Source organism: Ancylobacter rudongensis (genome assembly GCF_900100155.1).
Classification (GTDB): domain Bacteria; phylum Pseudomonadota; class Alphaproteobacteria; order Rhizobiales; family Xanthobacteraceae; genus Ancylobacter; species Ancylobacter rudongensis.
This window is the reverse complement of record NZ_FMTP01000004.1, coordinates 34,701-58,611: the sequence shown is the minus strand read 5'-3', so window position 1 is coordinate 58,611 and position 23,911 is coordinate 34,701. Positions and strand designations below refer to the sequence as shown.

Below are 23,911 nucleotides of genomic sequence, written 5' to 3'. Positions count from 1 at the left end.
ACTCAGAATTACAAATACGCTACGCCCCATAGCCAACATTAGTATTATCAAATCTATTGAATAGAATTGCCTTATCAAGATATGCTCCTGAAGGGCAGGCTGACGCAACGGACCGGGGCAGCCGGCAAGGGCCTTTCCGCCCTCCCCGCCGGACCCGGATCGGTTTCCTTGACAGGCTGTGGCGAAGTCAGAGAGCTTTGGGCAAGGCCCGCGTGGGAGGTAGGATATCCCACCTCACCTCGTCGCTGATCTTGGGCCGAGGCTTCGGCCACCAGAAGGTTCCACATGTCTGATTTCCGCCAAGAAACCGACAGCCTGGGCGAAGTCCAGGTCCCGGCCGACAAGCTCTGGGGCGCCCAGACGCAGCGCTCGCTCGAGCATTTCAGCATCGGCAAGGACCTGATGCCGCGCGAAATGATCACCGCCTATGCGCTCCTGAAAAAGGGAGCGGCGCGGGCCAATCACGCCGGCGGCCGCCTGCCCGACGAGGCGTTCAAGCTCATCGTGACGGTGTGCGACGAAATTCTCGCCGGCCAGCATCACGACATGTTTCCGCTGCATGTGTGGATGACCGGCAGCGGCACCCAGTTCAACATGAACGTCAACGAGGTGATCTCCAACCGCTGCTGCCAGCTCGCCGGCACCCCGCTCGGCAGCAAGGCGCCGGTTCACCCGAACGACCATGTGAACATGTCGCAGTCGTCCAACGACTCGTTCCCCTCGGCGATGCACATCGCCGTCGGGGTGAACGCGACCCAGCGCCTGATCCCGGCTCTCAAGGCGCTTGAGGGCGCCATCACCGCCAAGGCGGAAGAATGGGCGGATATCGTCAAGATCGGCCGCACCCACATGCAGGACGCGACGCCGATCACGCTGGGCCAGGAATGGTCGGGCTATGCCGGCATGCTAGCCGACGACGTGGCGCGCCTTGAGGCCGCGCTCGGCGACGTCTATCGCCTCGCGCTCGGCGGCACGGCGGTCGGCACCGGCATCAATGCGGCGCCGGGCTTCGCCGAGGCGGTGGCGGCGGAAATCGCCACCCTCACCGGCCTGCCCTATGTGACGGCGCCGAACAAGTTCACCGTGCAGGGCGCGCATGACGCGCTGGTGCAGTTTTCCGGCACGCTGCGCACGGTGGCGGTCTCGCTCTACAAGATCGCCAACGATATCCGGCTGATGTCCTGCGGCCCGCGCGCCGGCTTCGCCGAGCTGATCATCCCGGAGAACGAGCCCGGTTCCTCGATCATGCCCGGCAAGGTCAACCCGACCCAGGCCGAGGCGCTGACCATGATCGCCGTGCAGATGATGGGCAATGATGTCAGCGTCGGCGTCGGCGGCGCCAGCGGCTATCTGGAGATGAACGTCTACAAGCCGCTGATGATCTTCAACATCATGCACTCCATCGCCATCGCCACCGACGGATGCACCAATTTCCGCAGGTTCCTGGTCGAAGGGACCAAGCCGAACCTCAAGCGCATCCAGTCCTATGTCGACCGCTCGCTGATGCTTGTCACAGCGTTGGCGCCGGTGATCGGCTATGATCGTGCGTCGAAGATCGCCCATCACGCGATGGACAACGACCTCTCGCTTAAAGAAGCCGCGCTCGAACTCGGCTTCGTGACCGAGGAGGAGTTCATGCGGGTGGTCGATCCCGCGAAGATGGTGAAGCCCTACGTCGCCAAGGAACAGGACGGCTGAGGCCTTTCCGGATATCGCCCGGCGGCGCCCGCGCGGCGTTGCCGGGCCCCTGCAGCTTCAAGCCTTTCCAAGCGTCCTCCTGGAGAACCAAGCCATGTCGCAGTCCGGCACCCAGCCCGCCACGAGCGGTCCGTCCCTGCTGCACGATCCCGTCTTCAACCGCGGCAGCGCGTTCTCCAGCGAGGATCGGGCGCGGCTCGGCCTCGAAGGCTTCCTGCCGCCGATGGCCGATACGCTGGAGACGCAGGTCGCCCGCATTCACCTGCAGCTGTCGATCCTCGACAACGACCTGCAGAAATACCTGCTGCTCAGCGACCTGCAGGCCCGCAACGAGACGCTGTACTATGCGGTGCTGATGTCCGACCCTGCGGTGTTCATGCCGCTGGTCTATACCCCGACCGTCGGCGAGGCCTGCCAGAAATACGACCATGTGCTGCGCGCGACGCGTGGCATGTACCTGCCGATCACCATGAAGGGACGCCTGAAGGAGGTGCTGTCGCACTGGCCGCATCCGGATGTGCGCTTCATCGTCGTGACCGATGGCGAGCGAATTCTCGGGCTCGGCGACCTCGGGGTCAACGGCATGGGCATTCCGGTCGGCAAGCTCGCGCTCTACTCCGTCTGCGCCGGCGTGCCACCGGAAATGACGCTGCCGATCACCCTTGATGTCGGCACCAATAACGGCACGCTGCTCGACGATCCGCTCTATCTCGGCCTGCGCCAGAACCGCGTGCGGGGCGCGGAGTACGACGCCTTCATCGCCGAGTTCGTGGAGGCGGTGACCGAGCTGTTCCCCCTGTGCTGCCTGCAGTGGGAGGACTTCGCCAATATCAATGCCGTGCCGATCCTGGAGCGCTACCGCGACCAGATCTGCACCTATAATGACGATATCCAGGGCACCGCGGCGGTCGCCGTGGCCGGCATCTACGGGGCACTGAAGCTCTCCGGCGAGAAGCTCACCGACCAGACCTTCCTCTTCCTCGGCGGCGGCTCGGCGGCGACCGGCATTGCCGAGCTGATCAGCCAGGCCATGGTGCTCGAAGGCGCGACCGTCGAGGAAGCCCGGGCCCGCAACTGGCTGTTCGACGTCAACGGGCTGATGGTCAATTCGCGCACCGACATTGCCGGGTTCCAGAAGCCCTTCGCCCACGACCACGCGCCGGTCTCCTCTTTCGTCGAGGCGATCGAGGCGATCCGGCCGACGGGGATCGTCGGCGTCAGCACCGTGCCGAAGCTGTTCAACCAGGCGGTGATCGAGGCGATGGCGAAGATAAACGCCCGGCCGATCATCTTCCCCTACTCGAACCCCACCTCGCGTTCGGAATGCACGGCAGAGGAAGCCTATAAATGGTCCAATGGCCAGGCGATCTTCGCCAGCGGCAGCCCGTTTCCGCCGGTAGAGTTCGGCGGCAAGCGGTTCGTGCCGGGCCAGGGCAACAATGTCTACATCTTCCCCGCCATGGGCATGGCCGTGCTCGCCACCCAGTCGACCCGCGTCACCGAGGACATGTTCATCGTCGCCGCCAAGGCGGTGGCCGAGCAGGTGACGCCGGACGACCTCGCGCTGGGTCTCATCTATCCGCCGCAGCGCGATATCCGCAAAGCGTCGCTGCATGTGGCGGCGCGCATCGCCGAGCTCATCTTCGACAAGGGCCTCGCCCGGGTGCCCCGCCCCGCCGACATCGAAGCGCATATCAATGAGCTCGCCTATATCCCCCGCTACCCCGCCATCTGACATGGCAGCGCCAAGGAGGGCGGCGGGTGAACCCGTCGCCGTCGCCTCCGCCGTCGCCCGGCTGCTCTACGCCAACGGGCTGACCACCGAACGCCTGATCGAAACCGTGGAGCGGCTCGGCCGGGCCTTCGGCCTGACAATTTCGGTGCTGCCCGCCTGGGGCGAGATCGTGCTGCGGATCGAGGGCGATGCGCTTCCCGGCAGCCCGGTTGTGGAGACGGTGGCGGCGGCACCGGCGGGCGTCGAAATGAACAAGGTGACGCTGACCCTCAACATCGTCGATGCGGTGGCCGCCGGGCGCATGGATGCCCGGCAGGCGCTGCAGGCGCTGGCGAAGGTCGACAAGGTGGCGCCGGTTTCGGTGCTGCGCACGATCGCCATGAACGGCGCGGGAGCTGCCGCCCTTGGGATCATCTTCGGTGCCAGCGACACCGCCACGCTTCTGATCACCTTCTTCAGCGCCTGCGCCGGCGGCGCCGCGCGTCGCAGCCTCGCCCATATCTCGGCCAATTTTCTCACCCAGCCGCTTTGCGCCGCCCTGCTGGCCGGCGTCATCGCCGCGCTGGCCTCGCGGCTGCTGCCGGACGCCGATCCCTATCTCATTGCGCTGTGCCCCTGCATGATCCTGGTGCCGGGCCCGCATCTGCTCAATGGCGCGCTCGATCTGGCACGGCTGCGCATTGCTCTCGGCGTGGCCCGATTCAGCTTTGCCGGGCTCATCATCCTGGTCATCTGCACCGGCCTTATCGCCGGGCTGGCGCTCGGCCGGGAAAGCCTGCCCCGGCCCAGCGCTGTTGTGGCGGTGCCGCTGCTGATCGACATGCTGGCGGCGGGCGTCGCCGTGGCGGCCTATGGCACATTCTTCTCGATGCCCTGGCGCACGCTGGCGATCCCGATCGCCATCGGCATGCTGGCGCATGCCAGCCGCTGGCTGGCGCTGGCGGATGGAGCGAGCGTGGCGGGCGGCGCCTTCATCGCCTGTCTACTGGTCGGCGTGATCGTGACCCCGGTCGCCAACCGCCTCCATCTGCCCTTCGCCGCCGTCGCCTTCGCCTCGGTCGTCTCGCTGCTTCCGGGCGCCTTCCTGTTCCGACTGGCGGCGGGCCTGGTGACGCTGATGAGCGCCGGCGAGGCGGCAAATCCGGCGCTGCTGGTGCCGCTGGTGATCGATGCCACCACGGCGGCGATGATCCTGCTGGCGATGGCCTTCGGCCTCATCGTGCCCAAGATGATGCTGGAACACCTTTTCCCGGTGTGGTCGGGCGTGGCACCGGCCGCTCGCCGCTGAGCACTGGCTTAGCGAGGCAGGCGGTAGCGGTTCAGCTGCGCCATTGGCGCGTGACGGCCATGATGGCGTTGATGCCGGCACCGGCCTCCGCATAGCCGGCCGCGCGCAGAGCCTTGAAGATCCGGCCGGCGGACGCAAAGTCCCTGAGCTTGAAATAGCACCAGGCGCGGATCATCATCAGGTCCTGCTGCTCGGGCGCGAGGCGGTTGCGCTCGTCCAGCGCCAGGATCGCCTCGACATAGCGGGCATCGCGATAGGCGGCGATCGCCCGCTGGGTGAGAAGATCGACGCTCAGTTCGACCGCACGGGCAGGCGGCTGGGCGGTCTCAACCGCCGCCACCTGCGCCTGATTGGTCAGGCCCAGCCGCAGATAGGCCAAGGACTTGCCGTAGGCCGCATCTTCCGCCGTCCGGCCCGCGCCGTTGCGGAGGCCGATGTCGAACGCATCGATGGCCTCCCTCGGGCGGTCGAGATCGAGCAGGCACCAGCCGCGCCCCACGGCATCCTCGGCCGAAAGGCGGCCGGCGCGGAAAGCCGCGTCGCCGGTGCTCGCGCAAGACGTGTGCCCACGGCCGGCCGACGATGCCGGCGCGCCGCTCGTCTCGTTGGTGCCACGCCGGTCATTCACCGCGACATTGAGCGGCATGGGAGCGGCTGGGGGACTGGACGGTGCCGCCGCGGCCGGCCGCGCTATGGGCGTCGGTGCGGATGCCGCCGGCAGCGGAAGCGGGGCGGTGGCGGGCGCGCGGCTTGCCAGCTGGCGGCGTGTCGCCGGCGACACCAGCGCCAGGATGCGCTCGGACTTGCCGGCCCAGGTGGCGGCGATGGCGTCGAGCGTCGCATTGTCTTTCAGGCGCGCGCTGGCAAGGGCGAGCCCAAAGGCCGACGTCTCGTCCTCCGGCGCCCATTGTACGGCGGTGCGGAACCAGGAGGCAGCGGTGCGGAGCTGCCCGGTATTGTAGGCATACCAGCCGAGCGCCTGCGCCCCGGTTGCGGATTTGTCCTGCGATACAACAGGGGCGAACCGGGCGACGATCGACTGGTCGAGACGGGGCGGCGGCGATTGGGCAAGCAGGCCGGCCATCAGGTCGATATAGGCGGTCCGGTTGTCGGCACCCGCGTCGCGCCACTGATAGGCGATCGGCTCCGCCTCGAGCGCCCGCCCTGTCGCCTCCAGCGCCAGCACATAGCCCTCGGCGGCCGAAGCCCCACCCTTACGATCCAGCGCCAGTTTGAACCAGTCGAGCGCCTGGGCGGCATCCCCGCGCCGGAAGACATACCAGCCGAGAACCAGCGCGTCGTCGGCCGCTGAACCATTGCGGGCCACCTGCTCCAAAGCGTCGATGTCTTCGGCGGAAACGTTGAGGGTCGCATCCTGCGCGGCGCGGCCGACGCGCGTGCGCAGAAGATCGTCGCGCAGGCTGGCAAACTCAGGCGTACCGTCGGGCTTGGCACGCTGAAGAGCAAGCAGCGAATCCAGCTCGGGCCCGTCGAGCACCTGCATCGCCTTCTGCGCGGTGGCGAGACGCTCCTTGGGGTCGGGGCAGGTGCTGAGAATATAGGCGTAGACGTCCTTGGCCCGCTCGGTCGCGTCGGTCCGCACAAAGGCCTCCGCCACCCGCCACAGAACATCCATGTTGGCGCAGACCAGCATGCCGGGCGTATCGGTGGCGATGCGCAGAACTGAGGCCCATTGCTTGGCCTCGGCGGCATTGACCAGCCGGCGGGCAGCCTCGCCCTCATCAAGCCGGGTCAGCAGGTCGGCTGGCGGCTGCCAGCCGGACTCCGCCGCCTGACGCTGGGCGATGGCGGCGCGTATGTCGGAGAACTTGCCCTCGGCGAACAATTGCCACAGCCGGACCAGGTCCGGATCCTGGTCGGGGGTCGGACTGAACAGGTCCTTGGGCGGCTGCCAATTGGGATAAAGCGCCCGCAGGCGCGCCATTTCGGCTTCCAGCCGCTGGCTGTCGCCCTGGGCCGCGAAGAAGCGCAGCGCCGATTCATCGACCTTGGGCGCCGGGGTCGTGCCGGAGGGGGCGGCGGTGTCTTCGGACGAGGAGGGAGAGGTGAATTGCTGGCCGATGGCCGGGACGGCAGCCGCCCCGATCAGGACCAGCAAGATTACCCTCAGCGAAGACATGTCGGATATTTCTCACCCACCAGCGAAAGGCTCAGGAGATACAGCGTCGACGGATAATATTGGCTCGGTTGCAGGCGCCGCAGGTCGGCCGGAATGGCCGAGCCGTCGATCGCACACGCAAGCGTCGCCGCAAGCATCCGGTAGCCGGGCTCCGACAGCCGGGCCAAGGCCTTGCCGGTCGGAATATTCACGATCGCCGGCATCCCGCCATTCTGGACCATCCAATTGTTGAGAATGGCTTTTTGAACGTCGGTGTCGGCGATGCCAGCCCGCAGAAGGTAAAGAACTATCCTTAACGAATTGTAACCAAAGACCGGCTCGAAGCCCTCCGCCGGCTCCAGCGGACCGTCGGCGGGGGCGGAGATCCAGTCCGGCGGCAACCGCGCCGGGCCGAGGCGGGCAAGGGACAGCAACTCGCGGCCGGAAGCGGCAAGACCGTCCCAGTCCACCTCGGGCGCCAGGCGGGCAAGCACCGGAAAGGCCTCGAATATCCAGTAGGACAGGTTGAGCACCGGCCCATCCGGGCGCTCGCCGACCGAAAAGCCGGTCGCGCCCGGCAGCAGCACAAGCCGCCCGCCTTCGCGACGGATCACCTGCTGGCCGAGCGCCTGGGCGATGCGGGCCGCGCTCCGCTCATAGTCCGGCACGTTCCACGCCTGGGCGGCCAGGGCGAGCGCATAGGCGATGAGAAGGTCGCCGTCGCTGGCGACGTTGATATCCGTGACATGCGGGTCCGCGTTCGGGTCCCAGCGCCAGGCGGCCAACCCGTCGTCACGGATCAGCAGTTCGGTGCGGGTGAACGTCCATATCCGTTCGAAACCCGCTTTGTCGCCGGCGAGATAGGCCAGCAACATGCCGTAGCCTTGGCCCTCGGAATGGCTGATGCGGCCATTGGCATCGTCGATGACACGGCCGCTAGGGTCGACGAAACGCGCCGCATAGTCAGACCAGTCGGCAGGGGAGATCATGCCAGGCTGGGCCCGTGCGGAGGCAGCAGAGGCGACGAGCGCGGCCAGAAGCAGCATCGCCGGAAGAAGGGCTGCCAGACTCGCGAGGTTACCTAGCCTCGACCTCCCGCCCGGCGCCGGAGCAGAAGGCTGGTGACGATGGCAAAAGCAATGCAGCATAGGATGAGAACCAGCGCGTAGGTGACAATGTTCAGCGACAGCCAGTTTGCCGCGATGAGCCTGAGATTGGACGGGGTGAGAGGCTGGGTCACGACAAATCGCCGGTCCGTGGCCATTCGAATCTCCATCTGCCCGGTCGCGTCGTCGAACGCGGCAGCCTGACCATAGACCTTCACCCAGTACTCCGGCAGCGTGAACTCGTTGACGGCGGCATCGAGACTTTCAGCCGTATGGCCGGCGATAAGCGTCCAGACCGCATTGCTGTTGAGCGCGAAGCCCTGAGCCATCAGTACCGACGTGTTCTGCGGCGGGGTGAACGGCTCCTCGCCGCCGCCGGCCCCAGGCAGACCGAGCGAAATGCCGAAGGTCCTGCTGACCCACTCCTGAAAATGCAGGAGTTCGGCGCTGACATAGCTTTCGCTGACGACTTCATCGCGCCAACGGTCGTAGATGGCCTCATTGCCGGAACCTGAGCGCACGCGCACGGCCTGATCCAACATGGCAGCAGGATTTGGCGTGGAGGCTATCGCGCTGTCCCAGGTGGGCGTCGTCCCCTGCCCCGTTCGGTCGTTCGCGGGGTCGGCGAGCCAGCGAATCTTGCTCGCATCGACCACTCCGACCTGGCGCAGCACGTCGGGCGGGATGTGATTGATGTCTCCGATGAAGAGAACGGGCCGACTTGACAGAGACGCGGGCGACGGGGCGGTGTCGACCAACGTCGTGCCCTCGTGGGCGAGAGCAAGCCGAGCCATGACCGTCGCCGCCGCCGCAACCGTCGGGACGTCATGGCGCATGACCACGGCGACAGGCTGGGCCGAGTGGAAATAAGGGAAGCCCCGGCCGACAAACGCTGCGAGATTGGGGCTCGTGCCGATACGCGCGAAGTCATCCATCACGAACTCGCTGGAATCGAACACCACAAAGCGCTGCTGGCGCACCAGCGTGGCGCCGGGACCGCAAATCTTGTCGGCGTCGACCTCCAGCATCACCTCGATCCAGACCCTGTTGATGCCGGCGCGGAAATGGGTCAGCGGAACCTTGATGACCTTCCGCTCCATCAGCCCACCATGGCGCTCGGTAAGCATGTAGGCGGAAGCGAGCGAACCGTTCACGTAAACAGAAAGCTGGCTGCCCGGGCGCACGCTGGGAGCGTAGGCCGCGTCGAGCAGGATGCGCGCCTGACCATTCGCCGCGCCATAGAAATCGGCCGGCAGGGCGATGGGAAAGCCTAACCGGAGCCGGCGGCCGGAAAACTCCTGGGTGGTCACGCCAAGTTCCGAAAAGCGGACGCTGCCTGCGCCAGTGAAGAAATGGGCGTCCGGCGCGAAGCGGCTGGAGATCATCACCTTGTCGTCATTGGCAAGCCCGCTGCCGGAAGCCAGGCGGTCGATAGCCGCATCGACGGTGCGCGCCGTTTCCCCGCCTATCACCAGGGCAGTCCCGCCCGCCCGGCTATCGTTGACGAAACGCACCAGCGGTTGATTGGTCGCCATCGGAGGAGGGAACGCCATCGCGTTGCGTAGATCCTCGGGTGAGCCGAGAACCACGTTCAGTGTCCCGGGGGGTGTGGGCCCGGGGTCTGGCCCGACGATCGACACGACGGGGTGGGAAAAGCGCCCGCGCAACGCCAGCGCCTGGGCGGCCAGCAGAACCTGGGCGCTGTAATTGGGCTCGATAGCCCCCGCATGGATGAAGCGGATATGGGTGGATCCACGCACATCGACGCCGACAGCGGGAAGATCGTCGACCATGGCGGGAGGCGCGGCGGGGCCGCCCGCGAAAGCCACGCCGGTCAGCGCATTGTCGAGTTCCAACCAGAGATCATAGGTCGACTCGATCGAGCAATCGGTGCGATGCACCGCCTGCATGTCGAGGCGGATGAGATTGCCCCCGGCACGCAGGACGCCGGCGGGGATCGCCGCCTTCACCTGTGTCGGCCCCTGGGGCGAGGTGATCGCTATTTCGGTCACGAACTGGCCATTGATCGTGACGCGAAGCCGGGACAGTTCCGGCATGACGTAAATCGCGTTGACGTAGCCGATCAGCAGAGTGACGGGGCGCTCCACCTCCTGCTGGGTAAAGTACGTCATCCAGCTGCGCGACACCGACTCCCCTTCAAGGCGGAGACGGGGACCAGGAACGATGAATCGGTCGGGCACCATTGGCCCGGCCACTTCCGCTTTGGCCGGAGCCGTGGTGACAGGCTGGCCCGGCAGCATCTGGAACGGCGCCACATAACCCGGAGCGGCCGCCCCCGGCGCCGATGTCGCGTCGGACCCGCCGGCCGGACCGGGGGCCGTCATGGTGAAGGGCGCGCCCGTCGCATCTCCCGGCCCGTTTTTCATTCGGCCCTGAATGTCGAAAACGGGGGAACGGGGATCGCCCGCGCCCGTGCCGTCGTTTCCCATATCCAAGGCAGGTGACATCACAGCATCGCCAGGCGCCGCGTTTCCTTCGTCCATGTTGAAAGCCGGCTGTGCCGTTGCGCCAAACGTCGAGAGAAGCAGCGCAGCGAGGAGAGTGCCGCAAGGCAAGCAGCGTGCAAGGGCGCTCATCGGCCATGCGCCCCTGCAAAAAGGCCGGGTGCAAAGCGGCGGGTCAGTCTTTCGAGCTGCGTGACATAGGCAAGGCCGCGCAGGGTCTGGAAGCCTGCCATCATCACGAACATCACAGTGCCGCGCAACACGCCCGGATTTTTCCGCCTCCCCGCCTGGAATTTCTTCCACTCATCCGCATTGGCGAAAATGAGATCGGCGATCAGCTGATAGTGAGCGGCGGTCTTGGCGTTGAACTGGGTCCCCAGCACCACCACGCCATCGTCGCGGGCGACGTTGCGCACGAGCACCGGCAGCGTGTCGCTGATGCAGTCGTCCGGAGGCGTTATCCGAACCACGGCATGCATGCCCACTCGCGCCGTCGCCTCGGAGGGAAGCTCGGTGCGCACGCGCACGCCGCCCATGGAGACGTCGTCGATGATGGCCGGCACCTCGACGCCATCGATCAGCAAGCTGCAACGCCGGGTAATGGCCATGCGCTGGCTGTGTCGCTTGGCTGCCTTCTCCGACACGACGCCCAAGGCGCAGCCCGAGATGATCAGGTTGAGCAGGTTCCACATACCGACGACGATGGTGATGTCGGCCGCATAGGGCTCCGTCGCGATCCGCCAGAAGGTCACGAACACAGCGGCGATCTGAATCACGAAGATGACGAAGAACGGAATACCGATCTCCGAAATGCGGTTCTCGTCAATGGTCTCACCCTTCGATGTCACCTTGAAGGTCGGCTTCTTCGGATTGATCATGACGGACAGAAGAGCTGGCAGGAGATAGACCGTCTGAATGTACTCGTAGAGCTCAGAGAACCACGGCCAGCGATATTTCCCGTAAAGATAGCTCTGTATAAATAGATTTATCAGGAGGTAGACGGCGGTATAGGCGACGAATTCAGCACCGGAACCGTTGAATATTTCCAACGAGAAAAACAGGTAGAAGAAAGGGGAAACGAGAAAGATGGCGCGCGAAATCGGAAAGAACCAGAACAGGATGCTGGACATGTAGCAGATGCGCTGCGCGACGGTCAGCCCCGACCGGAACAGCGGGAAGTGAAAGCGCAGGATCTGGTACATGCCCTGCGCCCAGCGCGAGCGCTGGCCGATGAAACTGGCGAAGGTCTCCGGCTGCAGCCCGGCGATGAGCGGCGTGTCCACATAGACGCTGTGCCAGCCGCGCGCATGCAAAGTGAGCGCCGTCTCGCAATCCTCGGTGATGGAGGAATGGGCGAAGCCGTCGGTTTCCTTCAGCGCTTCGCGACGCAGCACCGCCGCCGAGCCGCAGAAGAACGCGCCACCCCAGCGGTCGAGGCCGCGCTGGATGACGCCATAGAACATCTCGTTCTCCGACGGCATGCGCCGCCAGGTGTCGAGGCTGCGCTCCACCGGATCGGGATTGATGAAGAAATGCGGCGTCTGGACGAGGAACAGGCGCGGGTCCTCGTTGAAATAGCCGATGGTCTCGCGCAGGAACGGGCGCGCCGGCGCATGGTCCGCATCGAAGACGACGATGAGTTCGCCACTCGAATGGGCGAGGCCGTGGTTGAGATTGCCGGCCTTGGCGTGCTCGTTACGCGGACGAGTGAGGTAGTTCACGCCCAATTCGCGACAGAGCTCGGTCAGGGTCTCCCGCCGCATCTGCGCCTCGCGGGCCGCCGCGAGATCGTGCTGTTCGCATTTCTGGTCGGTGCCACCATCGTCGAGCAGCCATACCGTGAACCGATCACGGGGATAATCGATCGCCGAGGCGGCGGCCAGCGTCGTGGCGAGCAGACCCGCATCCTCGTTATAGCTGGGAACGAAAATATCAACCGTCGGCTCGCGTCCGGGCGCGATGACCGGCGCGGTGCGCGGCGGCTGCGGCGACGAGACGACGAAAAGGCTGAGCGCCATCAAGGCGACGCTGTACATCTCCGCGCAATAGAGCAGCATCGCGGGAATGAAATTGGCCAGTTCCTCCATCGGCGGCAAGGTTGACGTCGTTCGCCAGTAGACATACCTTGATACCATTGCGACACCGAGAGCCAGCGCGACCATGCGCGGAACCCCTTCGGGCGCAAACATTTTCAAAAAGACAATTAGTAGAATCACAATGCAGCCGGTAACCAGCTGCGCCTGCAAGTTAACCGGCAAGGTGATGATAAACGCCACCATAGCGATTAACATTACCCAAATACCAGTAAGCCACTTCCTATTCATGATTTTGGCCGGTCTCCGCAGTCGCCTTGCCGGCGGCTCTTACGTGACGCTGAGATTAGTCGCAAGTCGCCGGACGAGGTGAGACTTCACGAGATCATCACTTCGCTGATCATCTTCCTCGATCTTTGACCGTTTCTGCCGCGGCTCCGGGGAGCTAGATTGTCGAAATGCGTGATTCGTTTTGCGAGATTGAAAGGCCCGCCATGACCCGCTCGACCCCAGGCGCGGGCGGCACCACCGTGCACCGCCAGAGCGGTCCTGCCGGGCAGAAAAGCGCGCAAAGCTTGCCCCGGCATGTCCTCGCCATGGGCTGCCTGCTGCTGGCGGGAGGTTGCGTGACGGCGCGCGGCGGACCGCCTGTGGTCGCCACCATGACGATCGAGGTGCCTGCCGTTGAAGCGCTAATCCTGCCCGAGCCGGGCGGCCCGCGCGTCATCGGCGTCATAGAGACGCGCTTTGCCAATGCGCTGCAGCAGGAGGTGATGCTCGGCACCGACGCCGCGACGCCCGGCCAGAACGCTTTTCACGTCACTTTCTTCGGTCCGGTGGAGGGCCGCACCGGCCCCGAGAACATCAAGAGCGACACATTTCTAGCCGACGACGCGCTGGCGGAGGAGATGGAGCGGGCGCTGACGGGCGTCGACATGCGCCCCTCAACCTATTTCGTCCAGAACCGCTATGGGCCATTCGGCTACGCGCTGGGCCATGGACAGGGGCGCGATCTGTGCCTCTATGCTTGGCAGCGTATCCAGGGGCAGGACCGGGTAAATGTCATGACCGGCGATCGCGGCGTGCTCTCGGTACGTCTGCGCTTCTGCCAGAGCGGGGCGAGCGAGGCCTCTCTCCTGCGGATCATGTACCGCTACACCATCAATGGCTATTTCCTGCCGCGCAGCTGGCAGCCTTATGGTCGCCCACTCCCAGCCTCGCCCGAGCTTGGCCGGATCGGCGGGCCGATAATCTATCCCGCCGAAGCCTTCGGCTCGGGCGGCGCAAGCGCACCACCGCCGGCACCCGCACGGGCTCCGGAGAGTGCACCACGCACCATGTCGGCCGCTCCCGAAGCTGCGCCCAGCGTGCCCAGCGCACCGCTGGAAGGCTACCCGACCGTGCCCGCACCGCAGTGAGGATCGGACTTTTGTCCGCGCCGACGGTCGGTCGCTATCCGATCAGAGTGGATCAGCCTGATCGGTAGATCATTCTCAAACGCTAGGACATAGCGTTATCCGATCCGCTTGCGGTTCAAGCTGGTCGGCGCATGCTCTAGCCACGCGGGCGGTCGCCGGGAGGAAGCGGGATGCCGAGGCTGGCGGCGGGGGGCAGCTCAGGCAGAGTAAATGTCGCGGGCGCCTCCGTCGCGGCTGTCGCGATAGGTGCAGGCGCCACCGGCTTGGCCGGCACCTCCACCGCGCGGGCAACGGACCCCGTCGCTTCCGGCTCAAGCGGTTCGGCGGTGATGGCGCCGAGACGCCAGTGCCCCTCCACCGGCAGAAAAGCGACATCGAAACCGATCCTCAGCGGCGCGGTCGGGAAATGGCCGCGCAGGCGCAGCGCGCCATCCGGTCCGATGGCCGGCGCGGCCGAGAGCTTGGCGTCGAGCAGGACCACGGCGGCAAAATCGAGCCGGCCCTCGCGCCAGGCGCGAAAACGATCGGCGAGGGCGGCACTCGAATTGGCATCCCGGAAAGAGGGGGCCGCCAGGTCGCGCAAGACCGAGTAATTACCGGTGATATTGGCCTGATTGAGCGCCATCAGCGTGCCGCGCAGAAGAGCCAGCAGCACCGCCGGCTGGGGGACCGCATCGGCGGGCTTCTCCTGCGCCCGGGCGAGTCCCGGCACGAGCACCGCCAGAGCGACCATGAGAACCGTGAGGTGGAGGCGGCGACGCATCGGCCTCACCAGGCAAACAGCACGCCGGCCTTGCCGCCGACCGTGCCTTCGTTGAGCCCGACGCCGATGCTGCCGGTGACGAAGAAGGAATCCTCGTGAATCCGCGCGATGCTGGAAAGGGCGAGCGCGTTCTGCCCGCCGAACGTTCCCCATTGGGCGCTCAGCGCCATGTTCTTGCCGCTGGGCAGGGGCGGCGTGTCCATCGCCATCGCCATGGCGACGCCCTCGCTGACGCGGTCGATCTCGGCCATGACCGGGCGCAGATCGAACAGCTCCGCCGTGCTGGCGCTGGCGAGGTTGCCGGCGGCGTCGGTGGTGACGATCTGCACCGCCCCGCTCTGCGCGGCGCGGCTGGCGCCGGAGGTCAAGCCGGACATGGTGTAGGTCGAACTCGCGGTTCCCAGCGCGATCTGGTTCGCCCGGCTGGTGGTCGCCCCGGCGCCGATTGCGGTCGATCCCTCATAGGCGGCGATGGCGCCGTAGCCGATGGCGCTGGACTGAGCCGCGGACGCATTGGCATTCTGGCCGAGCGCAGCGGCGCCCGTCCCTGCCGCGACGGCGTTCTGGCCGAGGGCGGTGGCTCCCGAGCCATTGGCTGTCGCGCCGTAGCCGAGCGCGGTAGCGTTGTCCGCATTGGCGACGGCGCCTTGCCCGAGCGCGGTCGAGCCGGCGCCATTGGCGGTGGCGCCGGTGCCGAGGGCGGTGGCATTTGCCGCATTGGCGACGGCCCCCTGGCCGACGGCAGTGGTCGCAGAAGCGTTGGCCCGCGCGCCCTGCCCCACCGCTGTGGCGTTGGTACCATTGGCGAGCGCATCCTGGCCGAGGGCGGACGAGGCGGTGCCGTTGGCACTCGCGCCGCTGCCATAGGCCGACGAGTAGGCGGCATTGGCGACGGCGCTCTGTCCGGTCGCGGTGGCTTGCTCGCCATTGGCCGTGGCGCTCCAGCCGATGGCGGTGGAGGAAACGCCATTGGCCACGGCGAGCTGACCGAAAGCGCTGGCATTGTCAGAGAAGGCGCGTGAGCCCTGACCAACCGCGGTGGTGCCGGCCTGGGTCGCTTGCGCGTCATCGCCGATGGCGGTGGAAGCGGCACCGCTCGCCGCGCCGCCGCATTGCAAAGCCGTGGCCGTGAGCTGGCAGCTGATGTCTTCTGCAGCAGCCGGCCAGGAGACATGGCCCGCCCACAGGGCGAAAATTGCCGATCCGCATGTCGTGAAAAGGCGCCGTCGCATCAAACGTTCTCGAATCCGCCGTCCGGCGCACCCGCAGCGCACCGGCGGCAGGATCGGGGTAGCATGGTTAACGCGGCGTTAACTTTGTCTCGGGGCTTCGCATCAGACCCGACTGTGGCGGAGGCGACACAGCGCGAACCGGCGCCTGGTCGCGCGCGGCAGCGGCCTGGATGAACGAATGTTGCTGCGCCCGCCGCTGGCCATTGCGGGACACAAAACGCCTCTCTTCGAAACCGCGCGGGAAACAGTGGGGCAATCGGCGCGCGCTAGGTCGACCCGGCTCGCCGGGCCGGCGACAGGTTGAACCGAGTGAGGAAAAGTGAAGGGCAGGCTTCTCGCGCCGCTCCTGCTGGTGGCGTTTCTCATCCTGCTGGCAGGCGTCTATGCCACACGCAGCCAATGGGCCACCGATCCCACTTCGACGCTGGTGACAGCAAGTTTGGCGCGCGGCGAGGTGGAAGAAGCCGTGCTGGCCACCGGCACGCTGAAGCCTATCACGCTGGTGGCCGTCGGTGCGCAGGCCTCCGGTCGCATCACCCGCGTCGCGGTCGCGCTGGGAGAGCAGGTGAAGGCAGGCGATCTTCTCGCCGAGATCGATTCCGTTCTGCAGGAGAACGCCCTTCGCACAGCCCGCGCGGCGCTCGACAATGTCCGCGCCCAACGCGCCGAGAAGGAGGCGCTGTTGCAGCGCGACGTGCTGATCCTGGAGCGCCGCACCTCCATGGTGACGAGCAAGATCGTGTCGCAGGCCGATTTCGAGGCGGCCGAAGCCGATGTGAAGGCCACCCGTGCGCAGATCGATCAGCTGAAGGCGCAGATCATCGAGGCCGAAGTCGCGGTCGAGAATGCCCAGTCCAATCTTGGCTATACCCGCATCACCGCGCCCATCGACGGCACCGTGCTCGCCATCGTCAGCCAGCAGGGCCAGACGGTGAATGCGGCCCAGTCCGCGCCCACCATCATGGTGCTCGGCCAGCTCGACACGATGACGGTGCGGGCCGAAATCTCCGAGGCCGATGTGGTGCGCACCGCCCCCGGCCAGCGTGCCTATTTCACCATCGTCGGCGACACTACCCATCGCTACGAGACGCAGCTGGCCTTCATCGAACCGGCGCCGGAATCGATCAAGAGCGACGACAGCTTCTCCTCCAGCACGGCCACCTCTTCCGCGTCGAGCGCGTCGAGCAGCAGCAGTTCGGCGATCTACTATAACGGCATCCTCAACGTGCCGAACCCGGAGGGGCGGCTGCGAACCTATATGACGGCCGAGGTGCACATCGTCGTCGGCCATGTCGCCGACGCTCTCACCATGCCCGCCATGGCGCTCGGCGCGCGCGGCGCCGACGGGCGCTACGAGGTGCGGGTCCTAGGTGGCGACGGCAAGGTCGAGACGCGCTGGGTCGAGATCGGTCTCAACGACAAGACGGTTGCCGAAATTCGCGCCGGCCTGTCGGAGGGCGAGCGGGTGGTGACGGGCGACACGGCGAATGTCACGCCCTCCACGTCCGGCATGCCCGGCCCGCCGCCCATGGGGTTCTGAACATGCACGAGGCAGACACCGGCGCGGCGCCGCTCATCGCGCTGGAGGGGGTGACGCGCACCTACATCTCCGGCGAAGAAACGGTCACCGTGCTTCGGGGCCTCGACCTCTCGATCATGGCCGGCGAAATGGTGGCCATCGTCGGCGCCTCGGGGTCCGGCAAATCGACGCTGATGAACATACTCGGCTGCCTCGACCGACCGAGCAGCGGACGCTACCGAGTCGCCGGCCGCGATGTCGCGCAGCTCTCGGCGGATGAACTGGCAGGCCTTCGGCGGGCGCATTTCGGCTTTGTGTTCCAGCGCTACAATTTGCTTCCGGAACTGAGCGCGCTCGGCAATGTCGAAATGCCCGCCATCTATGCCGGCCTGGCGCCAAGCGTGCGCCGGACCCGCGCGGCCGCGCTGCTCGGCCGGCTCGGCATGGCCTCGCGACTGGCGCACCGCCCCGGCCAGCTTTCCGGCGGGCAACAGCAGCGCGTCTCCATCGCCCGCGCGCTGATGAACGACGCCGAGGTGATCCTGGCCGACGAACCGACCGGCGCGCTCGACCGCCAGAGCGGAGAAGAGGTGCTGAAGATCCTCGACGAGCTCAACGCCGAAGGCCGCACCGTAGTCATCGTCACCCATGACATGAATGTGGCGGCGCGCGCCCGGCGCATCATCGAAATCGACGACGGGCGGATCGTCGATGACCGCCTCACCGGGCCGGCGCGGGTGCCACCGCCGGTGTCATCCGAGACGCCGGCAATGGTCCCGCCCCGCTGGCGTCAAAGGCTCGACCCGTTCCGCGAGGCGTTCCGCATGGCGCTGATGTCGATGAACGCACATCGGCTGCGCACCGGCCTCACCATGCTCGGGATCGTAATCGGCGTCGCCTCAGTGGTGTGCGTGGTGGCGCTGGGGGAAGGCTCGCGGCAGCGGGTACTCGCCAATATCAGCGCTCTTGGCACCAACACGATCGAGATTTTCGCCGGCAAGGACTTTGGCGACACGCGCTCGGGGCGGATCACCACGCTGGTGGCCGCCGACGCCGACCAGCTCGCCCGCCAACCCTATGTCGCCGCCGCAACCCCTACCGTTTCCACCCAGAGCACGGTGCGCCTCGGCGCCAAGGAGGCGAACGCGCTGGTGAACGGGGTGAGCGAAAGCTATTTCGCCGCCAAGGGCACCAAGCTGGCGCGCGGCCGCTTCTTCGACGCGACCAGTGTCGCCTCCCGGGCGCTGGACGTCGTCATCGACGAGAATACCCGCAAGGCGCTGTTCGATGCGGCGGGCGTCGAACCTATCGGAGCCGTGGTCCTGATCGGCACGGTGCCGGCGCGCGTGGTCGGCGTCATACAGCCCCAGCAGGGTGGGTTCGGATCCAGCCAGAACCTCTCGCTCTACCTGCCCTATACCACCGTGCAGACCCGCATTCTCGGCACGACCGCGCTACGCTCCATCACCCTCAAGATCAAGGATGACGTTGATAGCGCCTATGCGGCGCAGGCGGTGACGCAGTTTCTCACCCAGCGCCATGGCGCCAAGGACTTCTTCATCCTCAACACCGACGACATCCGCCGTACGATTACCAGCACCACCCAGACCATGACGCTACTGATCGCCGCGATCGCCGTCATCTCATTGGTGGTCGGGGGCATTGGGGTGATGAACATCATGCTGGTGTCGGTGTCCGAGCGCGTGGGCGAAATCGGCGTGCGGATGGCGGTCGGCGCCCGACCGTCCGACATTCTCCAGCAGTTCCTGACCGAGGCGGTGATGGTCTGCCTGCTGGGCGGGGCAACCGGGGTGGGGCTGGCTCTGGCCTTCGGAGCCGCTTTCGCCCTCGCCGGCTCGACCTTTACCCTCGTCTATTCCAGTGGGTCGATCCTGCTCGCCCTCGCCTGTTCCAGCTTCATCGGCGTGGCGTTCGGCTATCTACCAGCACGCAGCGCGGCTCGCCTTGATCCGGTCACAGCATTGACCAATTCTCGACAGTAATTTTCAGAAACAATATCGTATAGTCGTGAAATAATTCGACCACACTCCGAACCCATTGCACCGCGAATGTACACTCAACAATTCGTCATCGCGGTGAAAAGCATCAATGCTAAAATTCGTCATGAGCCTTTGGCACTGGCTGTTCGATGCTTACGAGATCGAATGCCCCTATTGTGACGCGGGTGAGTTGTGTGAGGAATGCTTGCACTTCTGGGCCATCAAATAGGCCTCCCGCGCACCGCCCATCAGCCACGAAGGACTATCGGGCTAGCCCCGTCCCGCCTTCGCCCCGTTCGCCATTTATTCGGCCGGGGTGTGGACGACGCCAGGAGCGACCTCGGCATGGGGCGTGTGGTGAACGCGCCCGATGAGTGAATAGACCACCGGGACCACGAACAGGGTGAGCAGCGTCCCCAGGGTCATTCCGCCGACAATGACCCAGCCGATCTGCGCCCGACTCTCGGCACCGGCACCGCTCGCCAGCGCCAGCGGGACGGCTCCCAGCACCATGGCGCCCGTGGTCATCAGAATGGGCCGCAGGCGCAGCACGGCAGCCTCGATCACCGAGGCCCGGCGATCAAGACCCGCGTCCTGCTGCTGATTGGCGAACTCGACGATCAGGATTCCGTGCTTGGTGATCAGGCCGACCAGCGTCACCAGTCCGATCTGCGAATAAACGTTGAGCGATCCGCCGGTGAAATAGAGCGCCGCCAGGGCCCCGGTCATCGACAGGGGAACGGTCAGCATGATGATGACCGGATCGCGGAAGCTCTCGAACTGCGCCGCGAGCACGAGATAGATGAACCCCAGGGCGAGCAGGAACACCACCACCAGGCTCTGGCCGGCGGCGCGGAATTCACGGCTCTGGCCGGCGACATCGGTCTGCACAGTTTGCGGCAGCACCTCGCGGGCGGTCTGGTCGAGAAAATCAAGCGCCTCGCCCTGAGAGAAGCCCGGCGCCAGATTGCCTGATATGGTGGCGGCGCGCAGCTGGTTGAAGCGCTTCAATTCCTGCGGTGCCACGCTCTCGCGCACGGTGACGAGGTTGGAGAGCTGAACCATTTCCCCGCCCGCCGAGCGCAGATAGATGGTGTCCAGCGTCGCTGGCGAGGAACGGTCGCTGGCGTCGAGCTGGACGTAGACATCGTATTGCTCGCCCCCCACCTCAAAGCGCGTCACCTGCCGCCCGCCGAGCAGGCTTTCCAGCGTGCGCCCCAGAACCGCAATGTCGATGCCGAGATCCGCCGCCTTGGCGCGATCCACCGCAATGGAAATCTCCGGCTTGTTGAGCTTGAGGTCGCTGTCGATGCTGACAAGGCCGGGATAGTCGCGGATGCGTTCCAGGAAGCGGTTCACATACTCGTCGAGCTGCTCATAGGTGCTCGATGTCTGGATGACGAACTCGATGGGGCGCGAATTATTGGACGCGCCGAGCGAGGGCGGGTTGTTGGCGTAGGCATTGATGCCGGCGATGCGCCTGAGTTCCGGCGTCAGCTTGGCCACGAGTTCCTGCTGGCGCACGTCGCGCTCGTCCCAGTCCTTCAGCCGGCCGATCACCAGGAAGCGGTGCACTTCGGGAAAGCCGTTGATGATGAGGACGCTGCCGACCTCCGGCTCCTTCGAGACGATCTGGTCGATCTGGTTGGTGTAGCGCGACGTGTAGGCAAGGGTGGAACCCTCCGGCGCACTGCCGGAGACGCGGATCACCCCACGGTCTTCCACCGGGGCCAGTTCGGATGGCAGCGCCGTGAGGAAGAAGGCGCTGGCGCCCGCGACCATCAGCGCCAGCAGCAGGATGAGGGGCCGTATCTTCAGGGCCGTTCCGAGCAGGCGGCGATAGCCGCTCTCCATGGACCGCAGCCGTCCCTCGATGAAGGCCGAGACCCGGCCCGGCTTTGCCTCGTGCTTGAGCAGGCGCGAGCACATCATCGGCGTCAGCGTCAGCGCGACAAATCCCGAGATGATGACGGCGCCGGCGAGCGTCAGCGCGAATTCGAGGAAAAGCCGGCCGGTGCGCCCGGGCGCGAAGGCGACAGGCGCATAGACGGCAGCCAGCGTCATCGTCATGGCGATGACGGCGAAGCCGATCTCGCGCGCACCCTTGATGGCGGCAGGGATCGGCTTCATGCCGTGCTCGATATGGCGGAAGATGTTCTCCAGAACGACGATGGCATCGTCGACCACGAGGCCGATCGCGAGCACAAACGCCAGAAGTGTCAACGTGTTAACGCTGAAACCCAGCGCGTACATGATGGCGAAGGTGGTGACCAGTGAGATCGGGATCGTGACTATCGGAATAATCGATGCCCGGAACGAGCGCAGGAACACCACGATCACCAGCACGACCAGGATCACCGCCTCGAAGATGGTGTGGAACACCGCTTCGATCGAGCGGTCGATGAACACCGCGTTGTCGTTGCCGATGGTGGCGGTCATGCCCTCGGGCAGGCTCTCATTGACCTGCGGCAGGACGGCGCGCGCGCCGGCGGAGACATCGAGCGGGTTGGCCACCGCCTGCTTGATCACACCGATGAAGATCGCCGCGCCGCCGTTGAAGCGGCTGGCCCGGCGCTCGTCCGCCGCGCCGAGCTCGACGCGCGCGACGTCGCTGAGGTGCACCTGCGCGCCCTCGGCCCGCTTGACCACGATCTGGTTGAACTGGTCGACCGTCGTCAGCCCGGTGCGCGAGAGCACGGTGAATTCGCGGTCGACGCTTTCGATGCGACCGGAGGGAATCTCGACATTCTGGGCGCTGAGCGCGTCCTCCACGTCCTGGACCGTGAGGGCGTAGGCGGCGAGCCGCTCGCGGTCGACCCAGACGCGCATGGCATAGCGCCGCTCGCCATAGATCTGCACATCGGAGACGCCGCTGATGTTCTTGAAGCGGTCGACGACATAGCGGTCGATATAGTCGGACAGTTCGAGCCCCGACATGCGGTCGGAACGGAAGACGACGAACAGCACCGGCTGGGCGTCGGCCTCGACCTTGGAGATCACCGGCTCGTCGATCTCGTCCGGCAGGCGCTGGCGCACCCGGCTCACCCGGTCGCGCACATCGCTGGCGGCGACGTCGGGGTCGATCTCCAGGCGGAAACGCACCGTGATGCGGCTCGATTCCGAACGGCTGGTGGATTCCAGCACGTCGATGCCTTCGATGCCGGCAATGGAGCCTTCCAGCACCTGAGTCACCTGGCTCTCGACGATGCTCGCCGAGGCGCCGGGATAGCTGGTGACGACGGATACGGTCGGCTCGTCAATATTCGGGTATTCACGCACCGAAAGCCGGTCGTAGGAGACAATGCCGATAAGGATCAGCAGCAGGCTCAGCACGGTCGCGAAGACGGGGCGGCGGACGCAGAGTTCGGAAATGCCCATGGCGCGGCCTCAGCCCTGCGGCGCGGGCGGCGGCGGCACCACCTCCACCACGGAACCGGCCTGCAGGCGCCCCTGGCCGGCGACGACGATGGAAGCCCCGGCCGAAACGCCCTTGACCTCGACCTCGCCATTGGCGCGCTGGCCGAGTTCGACTTTCAGCTGCTGCGCCTTTCCGTCGACGATCTGCCAGACCAGACGCTCCTGACCGCGAGGCACGATGGCGCTTTCCGGCACGAACACGGCATCGCGCGGCTGGCTGCCCTGCACCACCACGCGCGCGAACAGGCCTGGGCGCAGTTCAAGGTTCTTGTTGTCGAGCCGCGCGCGAACGCTCAGCGAACGGCCATTGATGTCGACCATGGGATCGATGGCGTAGATCGTGCCGGAGAAGCTCCGGCCCGGCAGCGCGTCGAGCGTGATCGTCACGCTCTGGTTCTCGGCAATGCTGGAGAGCTGGGTTTCCGGCACTTTGAAGTCCAACTTCAGCGTGTCGATCTTCTCGAGATTGACCAGTTCGGTGCCCACCGCGATGTAGGCGCCGTTCGAGACCGTGCGCAGGCCGACCACCCCGTCAAACGGGGCGGTGATGGTGTGCTTGGCGATCTGAACCCGCTGGGAATTCAGCAAAGCGCGCGCCGTGTTCAGTTCCGCCTGCGCCTCGTCCAGGGCGCGGGCCGTGCCCGACCCGGTCTTCTGCAGCCGCTGGGCGCGGTCGTAATTGGCTTCGGCCAGCGCGAGGCGGGCCTCTGTCTCGTCGAGCGAGGCCTTCACCAGCGCCGCATCGAGCTGCACCAGCACGTCGCCGGCCTTCACGTGCTGGCCTTCCTGAAAACGGATTTCCTGGATGCGCCCGGAAACCTCCGGTGCCACCTTCACCGATTCGTCGGACTGCAGCGAGCCGATGGACGAGATGTCGGTGGTCACCGACGCGGCACGCGCCGGCGCCACCTCGACAGGAACCGCGCGGGGTGTGGCGGGTTGGGCCGCCGCGTTCGCCTGGCTGCGCCCGCCGAACAGCGCTTGCGTCTCGACCCAGCCCTGGTCATGGGCAAGCCAGCCAGCTCCCGCAAGCACGGCGATCGTCAGCAGCAAGCCGGTTCCACGTCGCATCATGCCCCCATCGGACTGTGTCGGTAAGCACGCAATTTCATGCTGCG

General features: G+C 66.0%; 14 protein-coding genes. 6 read left to right on the top strand and 8 right to left on the bottom strand.

Annotation, left to right across the window (positions count from 1 at the left end; translation table 11 throughout):
• Nucleotides 1-285: 285 nt before the first annotated feature.
• The 3 genes from fumC to BLO63_RS11455 all read left to right on the top strand — a co-directional run bounded on the left by fumC (nt 286) and on the right by BLO63_RS11455 (nt 4,721).
• Nucleotides 286-1,698: a class II fumarate hydratase gene (gene fumC / locus BLO63_RS11465; protein ID WP_091440516.1), complete on the top strand. Its 1,413-nt coding sequence runs from the start codon at nt 286-288 to the stop codon at nt 1,696-1,698.
• Nucleotides 1,699-1,792: 94 nt separating this feature from the next.
• Nucleotides 1,793-3,433: an NAD-dependent malic enzyme gene (locus BLO63_RS11460; RefSeq protein ID WP_091440514.1), complete on the top strand. Its 1,641-nt coding sequence runs from the start codon at nt 1,793-1,795 to the stop codon at nt 3,431-3,433.
• Nucleotide 3,434: 1 nt separating this feature from the next.
• Nucleotides 3,435-4,721, top strand: a complete 1,287-nt coding sequence (locus BLO63_RS11455; RefSeq protein ID WP_091440512.1) for a threonine/serine exporter family protein — start codon at nt 3,435-3,437, stop codon at nt 4,719-4,721.
• Nucleotides 4,722-4,752: 31 nt separating this feature from the next.
• Here the strand turns inward: BLO63_RS11455 and BLO63_RS11450 are convergent, their stop codons facing one another.
• The 4 genes from BLO63_RS11450 to bcsA are packed head-to-tail and all read right to left on the bottom strand — an operon-like array spanning nt 4,753 to nt 12,735.
• Nucleotides 4,753-6,840 carry a hypothetical protein gene (locus BLO63_RS11450; RefSeq protein ID WP_244517832.1) on the bottom strand — a complete coding sequence of 696 codons (2,088 nt, stop codon included), beginning with the start codon at nt 6,838-6,840 and terminating at the stop codon, nt 4,753-4,755.
• Nucleotides 6,841-6,848: 8 nt separating this feature from the next.
• On the bottom strand, nt 6,849-7,886 hold the full coding sequence (locus tag BLO63_RS11445) for a family 8 glycosyl hydrolase (protein ID WP_091440509.1): 1,038 nt from the start codon (nt 7,884-7,886) through the stop codon (nt 6,849-6,851).
• A 35-nt stretch (nt 7,887-7,921) separates the two neighbouring features.
• Nucleotides 7,922-10,543 (bottom strand): cellulose biosynthesis cyclic di-GMP-binding regulatory protein BcsB, encoded by a 2,622-nt coding sequence (locus BLO63_RS11440; protein ID WP_244517831.1) that lies wholly within the window; start codon nt 10,541-10,543, stop codon nt 7,922-7,924.
• Nucleotides 10,540-12,735: a UDP-forming cellulose synthase catalytic subunit gene (gene bcsA, locus BLO63_RS11435; protein WP_091440507.1), complete on the bottom strand. Its 2,196-nt coding sequence runs from the start codon at nt 12,733-12,735 to the stop codon at nt 10,540-10,542. Before bcsA ends, BLO63_RS11440 begins: the two co-directional genes overlap by 4 nt.
• A 203-nt stretch (nt 12,736-12,938) precedes the next feature.
• Between bcsA and bcsN the strand changes: the two genes are divergently transcribed.
• The gene (bcsN, locus tag BLO63_RS11430; protein ID WP_244517830.1) at nt 12,939-13,862 is read left to right on the top strand and encodes a cellulose biosynthesis protein BcsN; all 924 of its coding nucleotides are present in this window, start codon (nt 12,939-12,941) and stop codon (nt 13,860-13,862) included.
• Between the two features lie 136 nt (nt 13,863-13,998).
• Here bcsN and BLO63_RS11425 read toward each other — a convergent pair whose 3' ends face one another.
• Both BLO63_RS11425 and BLO63_RS11420 read right to left on the bottom strand, forming a co-directional pair.
• The gene (locus BLO63_RS11425; protein ID WP_091440505.1) at nt 13,999-14,625 is read right to left on the bottom strand and encodes a hypothetical protein; all 627 of its coding nucleotides are present in this window, start codon (nt 14,623-14,625) and stop codon (nt 13,999-14,001) included.
• 5 nt (nt 14,626-14,630) lie between these two features.
• Complete coding sequence (locus tag BLO63_RS11420) at nt 14,631-15,857, bottom strand: YadA-like family protein (protein ID WP_244517829.1); 1,227 nt, start codon at nt 15,855-15,857, stop codon at nt 14,631-14,633.
• A gap of 319 nt (nt 15,858-16,176) precedes the next feature.
• Here BLO63_RS11420 and BLO63_RS11415 point away from each other — a divergent pair, with 319 nt between their 5' ends.
• Both BLO63_RS11415 and BLO63_RS11410 read left to right on the top strand, forming a co-directional pair.
• Complete coding sequence (locus BLO63_RS11415; protein WP_091440503.1) at nt 16,177-17,397, top strand: efflux RND transporter periplasmic adaptor subunit; 1,221 nt, start codon at nt 16,177-16,179, stop codon at nt 17,395-17,397.
• A gap of 2 nt (nt 17,398-17,399) precedes the next feature.
• Nucleotides 17,400-19,379, top strand: a complete 1,980-nt coding sequence (locus BLO63_RS11410; protein ID WP_091440501.1) for a MacB family efflux pump subunit — start codon at nt 17,400-17,402, stop codon at nt 19,377-19,379.
• A 300-nt stretch (nt 19,380-19,679) separates the two neighbouring features.
• On the opposite strand, the gene BLO63_RS11405 is transcribed toward BLO63_RS11410, so the two are convergent.
• Both BLO63_RS11405 and BLO63_RS11400 read right to left on the bottom strand, forming a co-directional pair.
• On the bottom strand, nt 19,680-22,754 hold the full coding sequence (locus tag BLO63_RS11405) for an efflux RND transporter permease subunit (RefSeq protein ID WP_091440492.1): 3,075 nt from the start codon (nt 22,752-22,754) through the stop codon (nt 19,680-19,682).
• Nucleotides 22,755-22,763: 9 nt separating this feature from the next.
• A complete protein-coding gene (locus tag BLO63_RS11400) occupies nt 22,764-23,867 on the bottom strand; it encodes an efflux RND transporter periplasmic adaptor subunit (protein ID WP_244517828.1) in 1,104 nt (367 codons plus the stop codon).
• Nucleotides 23,868-23,911: the final 44 nt, after the last annotated feature.